Origin of the sequence: Pelistega ratti, from assembly GCF_009833965.1 — a bacterium.
Lineage (GTDB): Bacteria > Pseudomonadota > Gammaproteobacteria > Burkholderiales > Burkholderiaceae_B > Taylorella > Taylorella ratti.
The window spans coordinates 717,685-730,178 of record NZ_CP047165.1 but is presented as its reverse complement, the minus strand read 5'-3'; the positions used below and the strand labels follow the sequence as shown (position 1 = coordinate 730,178).

General features: G+C 34.2%; 14 protein-coding genes. 12 read left to right on the top strand and 2 right to left on the bottom strand.

What is annotated here, in order from left to right; genetic code table 11:
- Positions 1-141: 141 nt before the first annotated feature.
- Entirely contained in the window at positions 142-2,487 is a 2,346-nt protein-coding gene (locus F9B76_RS03080; RefSeq protein WP_159990774.1) for a Tex family protein, read from the bottom strand.
- A gap of 194 nt (positions 2,488-2,681) precedes the next feature.
- Between F9B76_RS03080 and yoaA the strand changes: the two genes are divergently transcribed.
- Positions 2,682-4,703, top strand: a complete 2,022-nt coding sequence (gene yoaA, locus F9B76_RS03075) for a DNA repair helicase YoaA (protein WP_243140670.1) — start codon at positions 2,682-2,684, stop codon at positions 4,701-4,703.
- A gap of 248 nt (positions 4,704-4,951) precedes the next feature.
- Here the strand turns inward: yoaA and F9B76_RS03070 are convergent, their stop codons facing one another.
- A complete protein-coding gene (locus F9B76_RS03070) occupies positions 4,952-5,770 on the bottom strand; it encodes an outer membrane protein assembly factor BamD (RefSeq protein WP_159990773.1) in 819 nt (272 codons plus the stop codon).
- A gap of 141 nt (positions 5,771-5,911) precedes the next feature.
- On the opposite strand from F9B76_RS03070, the gene F9B76_RS03065 reads away from it, so the two are divergent.
- The 11 genes from F9B76_RS03065 to F9B76_RS03020 all read left to right on the top strand — a co-directional run bounded on the left by F9B76_RS03065 (position 5,912) and on the right by F9B76_RS03020 (position 12,368).
- Positions 5,912-6,871, top strand: a complete 960-nt coding sequence (locus tag F9B76_RS03065) for an RluA family pseudouridine synthase (RefSeq protein ID WP_159990772.1) — start codon at positions 5,912-5,914, stop codon at positions 6,869-6,871.
- Positions 6,872-6,873: 2 nt separating this feature from the next.
- Positions 6,874-7,614, top strand: a complete 741-nt coding sequence (gene pgeF / locus F9B76_RS03060) for a peptidoglycan editing factor PgeF (RefSeq protein ID WP_159990771.1) — start codon at positions 6,874-6,876, stop codon at positions 7,612-7,614.
- 137 nt (positions 7,615-7,751) lie between these two features.
- Positions 7,752-7,874, top strand: a complete 123-nt coding sequence (locus F9B76_RS10425) for a hypothetical protein (RefSeq protein WP_279267998.1) — start codon at positions 7,752-7,754, stop codon at positions 7,872-7,874.
- 6 nt (positions 7,875-7,880) lie between these two features.
- Positions 7,881-8,375: a T6SS immunity protein Tdi1 domain-containing protein gene (locus F9B76_RS03055; RefSeq protein ID WP_201289340.1), complete on the top strand. Its 495-nt coding sequence runs from the start codon at positions 7,881-7,883 to the stop codon at positions 8,373-8,375.
- Positions 8,376-8,584: 209 nt separating this feature from the next.
- Positions 8,585-8,872 (top strand): hypothetical protein, encoded by a 288-nt coding sequence (locus F9B76_RS03050; protein WP_159990770.1) that lies wholly within the window; start codon positions 8,585-8,587, stop codon positions 8,870-8,872.
- Between the two features lie 169 nt (positions 8,873-9,041).
- A complete protein-coding gene (locus tag F9B76_RS03045; RefSeq protein WP_159990769.1) occupies positions 9,042-9,344 on the top strand; it encodes a hypothetical protein in 303 nt (100 codons plus the stop codon).
- A gap of 129 nt (positions 9,345-9,473) precedes the next feature.
- The gene (locus tag F9B76_RS03040; RefSeq protein WP_159990768.1) at positions 9,474-9,728 is read left to right on the top strand and encodes a hypothetical protein; all 255 of its coding nucleotides are present in this window, start codon (positions 9,474-9,476) and stop codon (positions 9,726-9,728) included.
- 119 nt (positions 9,729-9,847) lie between these two features.
- Positions 9,848-10,459, top strand: a complete 612-nt coding sequence (locus F9B76_RS03035; RefSeq protein WP_159990767.1) for a hypothetical protein — start codon at positions 9,848-9,850, stop codon at positions 10,457-10,459.
- Between the two features lie 429 nt (positions 10,460-10,888).
- Positions 10,889-11,200: a hypothetical protein gene (locus F9B76_RS03030; RefSeq protein ID WP_159990766.1), complete on the top strand. Its 312-nt coding sequence runs from the start codon at positions 10,889-10,891 to the stop codon at positions 11,198-11,200.
- Between the two features lie 185 nt (positions 11,201-11,385).
- The gene (locus F9B76_RS03025) at positions 11,386-11,796 is read left to right on the top strand and encodes a hypothetical protein (RefSeq protein WP_159990765.1); all 411 of its coding nucleotides are present in this window, start codon (positions 11,386-11,388) and stop codon (positions 11,794-11,796) included.
- An 83-nt stretch (positions 11,797-11,879) separates the two neighbouring features.
- Positions 11,880-12,368, top strand: coding sequence for a hypothetical protein (locus F9B76_RS03020; protein ID WP_159990764.1), 489 nt, complete (start codon positions 11,880-11,882; stop codon positions 12,366-12,368).
- Positions 12,369-12,494 lie beyond the last annotated feature (126 nt).

The following is a 12,494-nucleotide window of genomic DNA, read 5'->3' as shown; positions in this document are numbered from 1 at the left end:
TGTAAAAATATACGCTACTATTCCTCTTATTAATCTTTTATATTATAAAAATTGTAGAGAATAGTAGCGTATTAAAGTGATATTTTTACTATTTTATAGAACGGGTTGATAGAGAATATTAACCATTCTATATTGAAAACACTATCGTTTTAACTTAGCAAAGGCTGCTGCCATAGCACCCAGACCTTGTGAAGAAGTATTTTGTTGCCGAGGTTTATCCGCACGAGAACGATTATCTCTTGCTCCATATTCACCAGTACCTCGTTTAACAGGGCTTGCTTCATCATGTAATCGCATCGTAAGTCCAATACGCTTACGGGGAGCATCAACCTCAATCACTTTAACTTGTACAGTTTGTCCTACACGCACAACATCGCGAGGATCTTTTACAAAAGTTTCTGATAGGGCAGAAATATGCACTAAACCATCTTGATGAACACCAATATCCACAAATGCACCAAAATTAGCGACATTTGTCACTACTCCCTCTAAAATCATACCAGTGCTTAAATCATCAATGGTATCGATACCTTCTTTAAAGGTTGCTGTTTTAAATTCTGGTCGAGGATCTCGTCCCGGTTTTTCGATTTCACTAAAAATATCTTTAACAGTAGGCAAACCAAACTTGTCATCTGTAAATTCTGAGGGGGAAAGCCCTTTGAGAACATCTTTTTGACCAATAATGCTTTTTACATCTTGATTTAATTTATGAATAATCCGTTCTACAACAGGATAGGCTTCTGGGTGTACGGCAGAGGCATCTAAAGGATTATCACCATCATTAATACGTAAGAAACCAGCCGCTTGTTCAAAGGCTTTGGCACCAAAACGAGAAACATCCATTAGTTTTTTGCGATTTTCAAAACGACCATTCTGATCACGATAAGCAACAATATTTTTGGCTAAAGTCGCATTAAGTCCTGATACTCGGCTAAGCAAGGCAGAGGAAGCGGTGTTCACATCAACCCCGACTGCATTGACACAATCCTCAATAACAGCATCTAAAGAACGTGCTAATTCACGTTGATTAACATCATGTTGATATTGACCAACCCCAATGGCTTTTGGTTCAATTTTAACAAGTTCAGCTAATGGGTCTTGTAAACGTCTGGCGATAGAAACAGCCCCTCGTAGGCTAACATCGATATCTGGGAACTCTTGTGCCGCTAATTCAGAGGCTGAATATACGGAAGCACCTGCTTCAGAAACAACAATTTTCTTTACATTTGCGTTTGGAATGGTTTTAAGTAAATCACCCACTAATTTTTCAGTTTCTCGGGAAGCTGTACCATTACCAATAGCAATCAATTCAATCTGATGCTTGGCAATTAATCCTAATAAGGTATTGATAGAACCTTCGATATCTTTACGAGGTTCAAAAGGATAAATAGTGCTTGTTTCAAGTAATTTACCTGTTGGATCAATGGCGGCTACTTTGACACCTGTACGGATACCAGGGTCAAGTCCTAATACGGCTTTAGGGCCAGCAGGGGCGGCTAATAATAAATCTTTAAGATTTGCTGCAAAAACAGCAATAGCATCTTCCTCTGCTTTTTCTCTTAGTTGAGTAATAATTTCAGATTCAAAAGAAGTCAGTAATTTTACACGCCACGTCCAGCGAGATAATTCGGCTAACCATTTCCCACGGGGATTGGCATCTATTTGGTAATCTGCATCAAGGTTAAGAAAATCACTAATGCGTACAACACAAGGGTGGGGGGTGAGTATATCACTTTCAGGGTCTAAACCAATGCGTAAGTCTAAAATACCCTGACTACGTCCTCGAAGTAAGGCTAGGATACGATGAGAGGGCATAGTACGGATGGTTTCGGAGAAGTCAAACCAATCACGGAAATTATCACCTTCTTGTTCTTTTCCCTCAATAACTTTGGCATATAAGTAAGCATTTTTTTGTAAGTATTCACGCATATCAGCGAGTAAATCAGCATTTTCAGCAAAACGTTCTGCCAGAATATCACGAGCACCATCCAATGCGGTTTTAGCATCTTCGATTTTATGTTCAGGGTTAATATATTCAGCAGCAAGGGTAAGCGGATCACTATCAATCGTATTTAAAATAGCATCAGCGAGAGGTTCTAAACCTGCTTCTTTCGCGATTTGTGCACGTGTACGGCGTTTGGGTTTATAAGGTGCATATAGGTCTTCAAGACGTTGTTTGGCATCAGCTTCATTAATTTGGGCTAATAATTCGTCTGTCATTTTGCCTTGTTCTTCGATAGAGCGAATAATAGCAAGACGTCTTTCTTCTAATTCTCGTAAATACACTAAGCGAACTTCAAGATTTCGTAGTATTGTGTCATCTAAACCGCCAGTGACTTCTTTACGATAACGTGCGATAAAAGGTACGGTTGCACCATCATTTAAAAGGGTAATGGTAGCAGCAACTTGTTGAGGACGTACATTTAGCTCTTGAGCAAGTTGTTCGATAATGCGGTTTTCATCAATAGTGTCGTTTAGTGTACTCATAGGTTAAACAGTAGAAAAGTTAATCAGTGTTTTCCAGTCGTATTGAATAGCTATTAATTAAATAATTATAGTATCCTATACTGTAAAGGGGATATTGTCGCATATTGCTTTATATTTAGGCTGGTAAGTGCAGGCTTTAACAAATTTTATCTATACCAACTAGGTGATTTTTGTCTCACTTATGGGTAAGGGGAGTGGCAATTTATTCCAGATTTGGTACTATATCCATTCTGCGTAATTTTGATGATATGAGTGGTATGGTGGATTTGGACGTAAGTGATTTTTTTAAGCATAAATTGGCTCGGATTAAGCCAGATTACGTCTTTCGACAGTCACAAGTAGCACTTTCTCAGGCAATTGAAAAAACAATTGCACAACAGTCCGTATTGATTGCCGAAGCAGGTACAGGCACTGGTAAAACATGGGCATACCTTGTTCCAGCCTTTATGTCATTTCGTAAAACACTCATTTCAACAGGTACAAAAGCATTACAAGATCAACTTTTTCGTAAAGATGTTCCTATGTTGAAAAAAGCACTGGGATTGCCTATTCAAGTCGCTTTACTCAAGGGAAGAAGTAATTATCTTTGCCATTTTCATTATAATCGTTTGGTTAATGATGACTATACACAGCTTAATAGTAAGGAAGAAGTTGAACAGCTAAAAGAAATTAAACTCTTTTTTCAGAAAACAGCGACTGGTGATAAATCAGATTGTGCAAAAGTACCCGATAAAGCACCGATTTGGTTAAAAGTAACTTCAACAAATGAAAGCTGTTTAAATCAGGATTGTCCTTATATCAATGAGTGTTTTTTAGCACAAGCACGTAAAAAAGCAAGAGAGGCTGATGTTGTGATTGTTAATCATGCCTTATTTTTTGCAGATATGGCTTTACGAAAAGAAGCCCAGATTGATTTATTACCCATTGCTGATACGGTTATTTTTGATGAAGCCCACCAATTACCAGAAATTGCAACACAGTTTTTAGGGAGTCAAATAGCCCTATCTAGTATTGAAGAGGTAGTAAAAGATATAGAACTTTATACGGCTATGTATGCGAAGCGTGTGGCAGAGTGGTCTAAATTATGTGGTAGAGTTACGCATGACTTGATGGATTTAAGACTGACTGCTCGTCCTATTGATAGTATGCCGGGTAAAAAAGCGATCTTAGAACGAATACCTGATAATGAACGCTTAATCGCTGTATTAGAAAAAGTCGTGCAGGGTATAGATGACCTACATAAGTCCCTAGAAGCAGTGAATGAGCAACATCTTGATTTAAAAGAGGTTTATAACCGATTAGATGCTTACTATGGACGGTTATTACAATGGATTTATCCAGAAAAATTTGATCAGGATAATCAAGATAGCTATGTTCGTTGGGTAGAGTATGGTAAGCATCAGTTAAGGCTTTATCGAGCACCTTTATCGGTTAAAAATGTGGCAAATTTTAAACGAGAAGATCAAGCATGGATACTGACATCAGCGACTTTATCGGTTAATCATCAATTCACACATTTTCAGGCACAATTAGGGCTTTTTGATGCAGAATGCCAAACATGGGAATCTCCTTTTCAGTATGCTGAAAAAGCGGTAATGTATGTTCCAGACCACTTACCTGATGTTAAAGTTCCTCATTATGAACAGGATTTTGTTCGGTTACTTATTCCTTTTATCCAACGTACACCGGGTGGGGTTTTAATTTTAAGTACAACGTTACGTTCTGTAGATTCATTAGGTACGTTATTACAAGAAGCGTTATTACGAGAAGGGATTCATAAACGTATTTTTAGACAAGGGGAAACAGCCCATCGCGTATTAATTGATCAATTTCAACAAGAGAAAAATGGTATTTTAATTGGTAGTGCGAGCTTCTGGGAGGGAGTTGATTTCCCCGGTGATCTAGTAACATTAGTGGCGATTGATAAACTTCCTTTTGCACCACCAGATGATCCTGTTTTAGAGGCTCGTATAGAAGAATGTCGTAAGAAGGGGGGAAATCCTTTTATGGATATTCAATTACCTATGGCAGCTATTGCCTTAAAACAAGGGGCTGGGCGGCTTATTAGAACCGAACAAGATAGTGGTGTGCTGATTATTGGTGATGGGCGATTGGTGAATCAGCACTATAGTAAATTATTATGGGGAAGTTTACCGAATTTTTATCGTACACGGCACTTTGATACGGCTTTAAATTTTTGGCAAGAGAATAGGTAAAAAATATACACAGAATAGACTTTATTCTTTAAATCTAAAATAGTAAATGTAATAAAGTAGTGTTCACAGATATTTTTACCAATCCTACGGCGTGTAGGTATTTCCTATTTAGGATACTTTGCTATTTTCGCCCTTATTTAATTAAAAAATAAAGTATCTAAAAAGTGTTTATAAACCCTATATAGATACCTATAAAAAAATGGATATAGTTTTTTGCTATATCCATTATTCTATCAATTATATGATGATTATCTAAACCAAGAACGTGGAGAGAACCAATCTGTCCAAGAACGAGGCCCTTCTAGACCATATTGATAGTATTTACTATCAGGGAAGTTTTGATCCAGAATACGTTTCGCATCAGCCGCTTGATCGGGCATATCTAAGGCTTCGTAGGACTTCATCATAATAAATAACGCACGTTCTGCTGCCTGTACACCGCTAAACTCGCGTAAAATCGTTTGCGAGCGATTAATAGCTGCAATATACGCTTGTCGTGAGTAGTAATACTGTGCCACATTTGCTTCGTTGTCGGCAATTGTACTAACCAACCAGATTAGGCGTTGACGAGCATCATTAGCATATCGGCTTTCAGGATAACGCTCGACTAACTCTTTGAATGCTGCATAAGACTGACGTAAACCTTTTGGGTCTCGCTCACTAGGGTCTTGTCCTGTATAGCTTGACAGAAAAGCACTTGGAGGAGTAAACGTCACCATTCCTTTTAGGTAAAGCATATAATCAGTACCAGGGTGATTAGGGTATAAGGATAGGAAACGATTAATCACAGTAGTAGCTTGTTCTGGCTCGTTATCTTTCCAATTTACATAAGCTAAATCAATTAGGGCTTGTTGTGCATAAGAGCTATAGGGATTACGGCTTTCAACGGCGGCAAGATAGCGGCGAGCCGATTTCCATTCTGATCCGCGTACACTTTCTCGTGCTGCATCATAAAGCTGAGTGGCTGTCCAGTCTTTTGTCTCATCTACATCTTTACCAAAAGTACCGCAAGCCGCAATGATTGCAGTACTAAGAATAATTAAGCTACTTCTGTATAGTCTTTTCATCGTCAGTATGGGTTGATTAATAAAAGAATAACGCTAATAATAACATTACTCAGGCTATTATAGTGATTTTCTTTTCACCTTGATTAAAATCACCGCTACAATATGTATTAAATTTTATAAATTGGCATAAATAAGATGAATATGATTGACTCCGAAAGTGAAATTGAATCAGATGAACCGATTGTATTTCGATTAAATCGAGAGACTAAGGCGGATCGTTTGGATAAAGTTGTTGCTCAGTTATTACCTGAGCATTCTCGTGCACGTTTACAAAAATGGATTGAAGAGGGCTTTATTACAGTTAATCAAAAAACCGCAAAGATTAAGCAAATAGTCGGTGTGGGTGATGAGATAAGTGTAGTGGTACAAGAAAGTGAACAAAGTAAGGCTTTTACACCAGAAGATATTGATTTTGGGGTTGTGGCAGAAGCAAAGCATTGGATAGTTGTCAATAAACCAGCAGGCTTAGTGACACACCCGGGAGCAGGTAATTGGCATGGTACTTTGCTAAATGGTTTACTCTATCGCTACCCTGAATTAATGCATATTCCTCGTGCAGGTATTGTACATCGCTTAGATAAAGATACTTCTGGTCTATTGGTCGTAGCAAGAACAGAAATTGCTCAAACACATTTAGTACGACAGCTACAAGCAAGAACTATGGGTAGGCAGTATATGGCACTTGTACAAGGTATTAGTAAAGTAGAGGGGACAATAGATTTACCCATAGGGCGAGATACGCGTGTACCAGTGCGAATGTCTGTTGATAGACCCATAGCCCCTAAACCTGCTATTACCCATTACCAACAAGAAAAAACAGGGATTTATTCATACGATAAAGCTGAAAAAGCAGTGAGTTTGGTAAGGTGTAAACTAGAGACAGGACGTACCCATCAAATTCGTGTCCATATGGCTTCCCTAGGACATCCTTTGTTGGGGGATAGTCTTTATGGTAGTCAGATACCTGTGAACCGACAAATGCTACATGCGTACCGTTTGCAATTTATTGATCCTTTAGATGAGCAAGAGGTTGCATTTGTTGCAGATATACCAGAGGATATGCAAATGTTGATTAATCAGATTTTATGGGATAAGGAGTGAAAATGACAGCAATAAACTTAATAAGTGGTCAGCCATGGGAGAGAGTGGTTTATGGTACAACAACACGGAATATTAAGGGGTATAGCCAAGCTCCTTTTGACCAATTTAATGTGGGCTTACACTGTGGAGATAATGCTGAAGCGGTTTATAAAAATAGAGCCTTACTACGAACGATTTTACCAAGTGAACCGATTTGGTTAAATCAAGTACATGGTAATAAGGTATTTGATGCTGATACTATGGTTACTGAACCTCCTCAAGTTGATGCAGCGGTAACCACACAAAAAGACACGGTATTAGCCATTATGACAGCTGATTGCTTACCTGTAGTAATAGCAGATTTACAAGGGGAGGTGATTGGTGCGGCTCATGCTGGATGGAGAGGCTTACAAGCAGGGGTATTAGAAAATACCGTACAAATGATGCTGACTAAAAAACCAAATATTACATTACGTGCATGGATTGGACCCGCTATTTCTCAATCAGTCTTTGAAGTAGGGCAAGAGGTATTTGATGCCTTTACAAAGAATAATGCTGATTTAGCGGTATATTTTAAAGCCTTACCTAATGCAGATAAGTATTTAGCAGATTTAACCGGTATCGCCGCCTATAAATTACAAAAAAAGGGTGTTCAGCAAATTGAACAAAGTGGGGAATGTACTTACTTAAATGCAGAGCGTTATTTTTCCTATCGCCGAGAAAATCCAACGGGGAGAATGGTAACGTTGGTTTGGAGGGTATAGGAAAACACCTAAATATAAAAAATAGTACATGATAACGACACATACTATCAAATTCATCTTGATTTTATTCCATTTAAAACTATTGAAAGCTTGCCTAATAACGCAATGATGAATATTAAATATTATAGGAAAATAAAATGAACCCAATGAATGAATTTATTAGTCGAAATATGAATACCTATATTAAAACAGCAGATGTGCCAGAAAACATTACCAATAAATACAAAGGTATCCTGCCTGAAGAGTTAATTTATATTTGAGAAAAGATGGGGCTTGTTATTTATGAGAATGGTTTTTTGCAAATCGTTAATCCTGATGAATATGAATTTGTTTTTGAGTATGTAGATAAATTATTAGAGCCTACAATTGTTTGGGGTATTACTACTTTAGGTGATTTATTAGTTTGGGAAGGACATTATAATTGGACTATTGCACCTGACGAAGGTGATCGTTGCTCAATTATAAATGTAAGAAGATGTAATGATAATGTTATTGGTAATATGGAAGGAACGCTTAATGTATTTATTGCAGATGATGGTGATGACTTTTTTCTTAGAGAAAATGATATGTTTGATGCTAAAATCTATTTAGATAATAAAGACAAATTTCCAAAACTCAACTACGGCGAATGTTACGGTTATATCCCAGCTTTAGCATTAGGCGGTAGCAAATCCATCAAAAATCTAAAAGTAGTGGATGCCAAAGCCTATATTCACTTAATCGGTCAAGCCGTTGGAAAAATTATTGATTATGGTGAGTAATGCAATTGGTCTAATTCCTCATTCATTTTGCAAAATATAAGAGGATAAAATATATTTATACTAAATCCTTTTATAAACGTTGGTGATTTTGGTATGGATAGGGTTTCCATAAATAAAAGGAATATTCAATGTGAATATTGTTTTCTTCTTAAAATACTTTTCCTGAGTATTTTACGCAAGTAAGAAAAAGTTTGAAAAAAGGGGAGTTGATGAAAAACTGGTTATTTAATGATGATCCGAATGTAGCCGTGATTACGACAAAAAATATCTTATTAAAAAAAATGGATATTACTCGAGTTTTTCATGATAATGATGATGGAATGTGGCAATTCTTAGATTCATCGGAGGATATTACAGAAAATGAGGTGGTTATTATTGCATTAAAAGAGATTATCAATCTTGATATAACAATTAATGAGCTTTGCTCTTTGCCTCTAGGATGGAGTGCTTGTAGGGATAATAAGTACTCAAATTGGGTTAGATATAATGATGAATAGCCACATTTGGATTCTTAATGTTTCTATTAACTAATAGGGCATATAATGAATATTTTAGAGATAATATATAAAAATGCTAAATATTACTGAAATTATTGAATCATCACCCTTTCTACATAAACTCTACCCTAATGGTATCAATAATTTGTCAATACATAGAATAAATTTCATGACAGATAGTTATGGCAGTTCTTTTGTCTATATTTATACCAATCAGCCCCCACAAATTAATATACCTAAATATGGTGTTTTTGGTGAGGATTACGATACTATTGTAATAGAGTTATCGTGTAGAATATCGGAACTCGAAGTATATAACTCTTCAAAAAAAATTTCATATTCGCCAATTGAAATATATAGCAATGATGCTTCAGGATATATTCTTAAACAAATATGGAAAGATGGTAGTATAAGATTTAGTATTGACAGTAAATTTATTTTTCAAGGAATAACTACTTATTTTTCTGAATAGAAAATATATATTATTTTTATATAGCGTGGAAAAAATACTATTAGTTGCAAAGTATCAACATACTATTAGAAGTAAATTTTAGAGTGTACCCTATTGGTAAGGGTGGATATGCTATACGGGGAAAATAGAATGAATTTATATGAAATCATTAAAAATATAGATAATTATAATGTAGAGGATACAATTTTTTCAGAAGAACCTTGGAATATATACTCACCAAGTATAGTTATTCATGAAGATGAGAATAAACCATCAACATATGTTCATAAAAAATATTTCTTGGAAATATTCTTGGTAAAAGAACTATTAGATGATTTACCAAAAGAACTATCATTAGAAGAAAAATGTAATAGAATAATTCATTATGCTATTAATGATTCTTAGTATAACTTTATGGATAAAGAGGTGAATTTACCCCCTGCAAATACCATTTTATCAAGATAAGCTAATAATGTATTATGCTGTTATAGGATCTTATGTTAATGAGATATGGGGAAATTACTATGACTATTGATAATATAGAGATTAAAAGAAATATTGATTTATCACCCTTAGGGTTAAAGCATAAAAATATAAGTTTAAATATAAAAAAACCGAGTTTAAATAAGAGCTTAAGTCTTTGTTATTTATTAAAAAAGATCCTTCAGATAACAATTAGAGAAGAATTATCTTTATATATTGTAACTGGAGATTCAGATTACCGAGAAAACATAAAATTAGCTAATTATTTTAAATTATGGAAATATCTAGATAGAGAAGGAATAATAATATCAAAAGGAGAGTATCTTAATGAAATTGAGATAAGCAGAGATAAAGGAATCAAGTATTTTGGAGCAATAAAATTAAATTCAATTAATACAGCAGAAGATACTATCAAATTATTAAACTATCAAGTTAATTCACATTTATTAATTTTACCTAAAAATATAGGTGTGCATGATATTATAAAATATGGCTTTACCTATATTATTAAGGAAAATAAAGAATATTTATTACATGTCAGTAAGAGGGGAGGACTAGCTTTATTTAAAGAGGGTGAGTTTGATGATATGTATTGTGGTTTTATAGGAATAGGTAATGCCAGAATAATTAATTATTTGGAAAATATTACTTAATTCCATAGTAAAGTTGGTTATTTTATGATACACGATCTGTGATGATACTGTTTCTGTGATGATGCTGTTGTTTGAGGAGTAGATTATATTCCTAATTTATAAAAATAATCTAAAATTAGATATTAGCAAATGTTGAAAAATATGAATCAATTAAAATTTATAAAAAAATCTAGAAAAAAATTAAAACAAGGAGATGTGTTTTATTATTTTATCAATAATAAATACTATTTTGGTATAGTATTGCTTACACAATTAGATAAGAAAATAAGCGACAACACTGCTATAGTTGTATTGTTAGTTAATTATCACACAAAAAAATCGGTGATTTTTCTTTAGAGGAATTAAATAACAAAGTAATAGAAATTGATTTAATATCCCCCCCCTATTGTAGTTAATAAAAAACCTTGGTCGTTAGGTTATTTTGTCAATTTGGAAAATATAAATTATAAAAACCAAGATATATTAGAATTACTTCGTTTTGAATGTTGGGATCATTTATGTAATTATCAATATGAACCTAGTCATGATATTCCAGAAATTAAATTATTCGGAAGTATTGGTATTTATGGATATGAAGGAATTGAATATCTAATTCAAGTGGGGCTTGGCGTATTTTTTGATAAAAATGAGTCGCCATATAAATACTATGAAGATGATGACTTTAAAAAATATATTAAAAATAAGGTTCTTCCATATTGGTATTATAATTCTCTTAGTGAAAATCAACTCAATCCAGTATAAATAATATGGACTTATAAGAAACCTGTTATCCCAGGATTAACTAATCGTCAGTATTTAGCTAGAGACATTAAAGATCTCAGAAATATATGAGGTAATGCAGGTTATAGTAGAAGCGTAATTAATATTTAGCTTAAAGAGTTGATTAGACAAAATAAAGAGCTGTGGCGTACACTAGGTAAATAACCATGAATAAACAAGATGCAATTACTTTCTTAAAAAATCATCAACCATTACCAGATGATGAAAAATTAACAGAAGAAATTATTAATAAATATGATGAAATAAGGAAGTTTTTTATAGATAATCCGGATGATGATGTCATTGGATTATTTCTAAATTCATATGGTAACGGGGATGGATTGGGTGTATATCCATTAGTTGAAGATGTCTTATTAAATTGCTCTAAAGAGAAAGTAATTTTATTAATTAAAGAAGTTCTTGAAGATATTAACACCCCAAACAATGTGCGATATTGGGTTACGCAAAATGCCGAGTTATTTTTTGACGACAGATTGCGTAAAGGTCTTGAAATTTCATTACACTCAGAAAATGAAGATATTCGAGAGGCTGCAACCATAATATTGGATAATTACTAATCAATGGAGCCCTAGGTGGCATGAGGGTTCCTCGTATTCCAGGTCGTATTAATCAAGTTACGCCATAGTATAAGGATTTAAAAATGGGAAAATATATTTCAGAAAATATAGAAAGAGAAATTTTATCTATCAATTGGTTTTCACAACTAGGAAAACCGATAAATAAAGATAATATATCTATTGAAACAAACTTAAATAAGGTGAATGAAAAAATTAATTCCCCAGAATGGGAAAATATCACTCTAGAAGAAAGCAATAATATCAACAGTTATTTTTTACAAAAAAATTTATTTTCAAAACAAGATGAATGGGATTTAATTGCAGAGGAAGGGAGGGACTTTATTAAAAATAAAGTAATCCCTACAATTCCGGAAATCAATGGATTAACTAGAGAAATTATCATTAATGATATTAGCTGGAACCTGATTCACTTCATTATTGAAGACTACTATAAAAGAAAAAAAATAATTAGAACAAGCTTTTTTTCTGAATTATTTGAGTGGTATCGATTAGGTCGGTTACCTTGTGGCTGGGATGGGGATTTTCCGAACGGAAAACTTATTATTGCATAGTGAGCATATAATATCTTTACTGGTATATAGGAGATTTGGCATGATGCTTTATGATATTGATATGAAAATAATGTTTGAAGAGTATATTTAACAGCAACAGAGATTTAGAAAAAATAATGAATGATT

Excerpts from the sequence above, each read along its gene's own strand:
- F9B76_RS03025 (WP_159990765.1), top strand. The coding sequence starts at position 11,386 with ATGAATAAACAAGATGCAATTACTTTCTTAAAAAATCATCAACCATTA.
- F9B76_RS03080 (WP_159990774.1), bottom strand. The coding sequence starts at position 2,487 with ATGAGTACACTAAACGACACTATTGATGAAAACCGCATTATCGAACAA.
- F9B76_RS03035 (WP_159990767.1), top strand. The coding sequence starts at position 9,848 with ATGACTATTGATAATATAGAGATTAAAAGAAATATTGATTTATCACCC.
- F9B76_RS03050 (WP_159990770.1), top strand. The coding sequence starts at position 8,585 with ATGAAAAACTGGTTATTTAATGATGATCCGAATGTAGCCGTGATTACG.
- F9B76_RS03055 (WP_201289340.1), top strand. The coding sequence starts at position 7,881 with ATGGGGCTTGTTATTTATGAGAATGGTTTTTTGCAAATCGTTAATCCT.
- F9B76_RS03045 (WP_159990769.1), top strand. The coding sequence starts at position 9,042 with ATGACAGATAGTTATGGCAGTTCTTTTGTCTATATTTATACCAATCAG.
- F9B76_RS03065 (WP_159990772.1), top strand. The coding sequence starts at position 5,912 with ATGATTGACTCCGAAAGTGAAATTGAATCAGATGAACCGATTGTATTT.
- F9B76_RS10425 (WP_279267998.1), top strand. The coding sequence starts at position 7,752 with ATGAACCCAATGAATGAATTTATTAGTCGAAATATGAATACCTATATT.
- F9B76_RS03070 (WP_159990773.1), bottom strand. The coding sequence starts at position 5,770 with ATGAAAAGACTATACAGAAGTAGCTTAATTATTCTTAGTACTGCAATC.
- pgeF (WP_159990771.1), top strand. The coding sequence starts at position 6,874 with ATGACAGCAATAAACTTAATAAGTGGTCAGCCATGGGAGAGAGTGGTT.
- F9B76_RS03020 (WP_159990764.1), top strand. The coding sequence starts at position 11,880 with ATGGGAAAATATATTTCAGAAAATATAGAAAGAGAAATTTTATCTATC.
- F9B76_RS03040 (WP_159990768.1), top strand. The coding sequence starts at position 9,474 with ATGAATTTATATGAAATCATTAAAAATATAGATAATTATAATGTAGAG.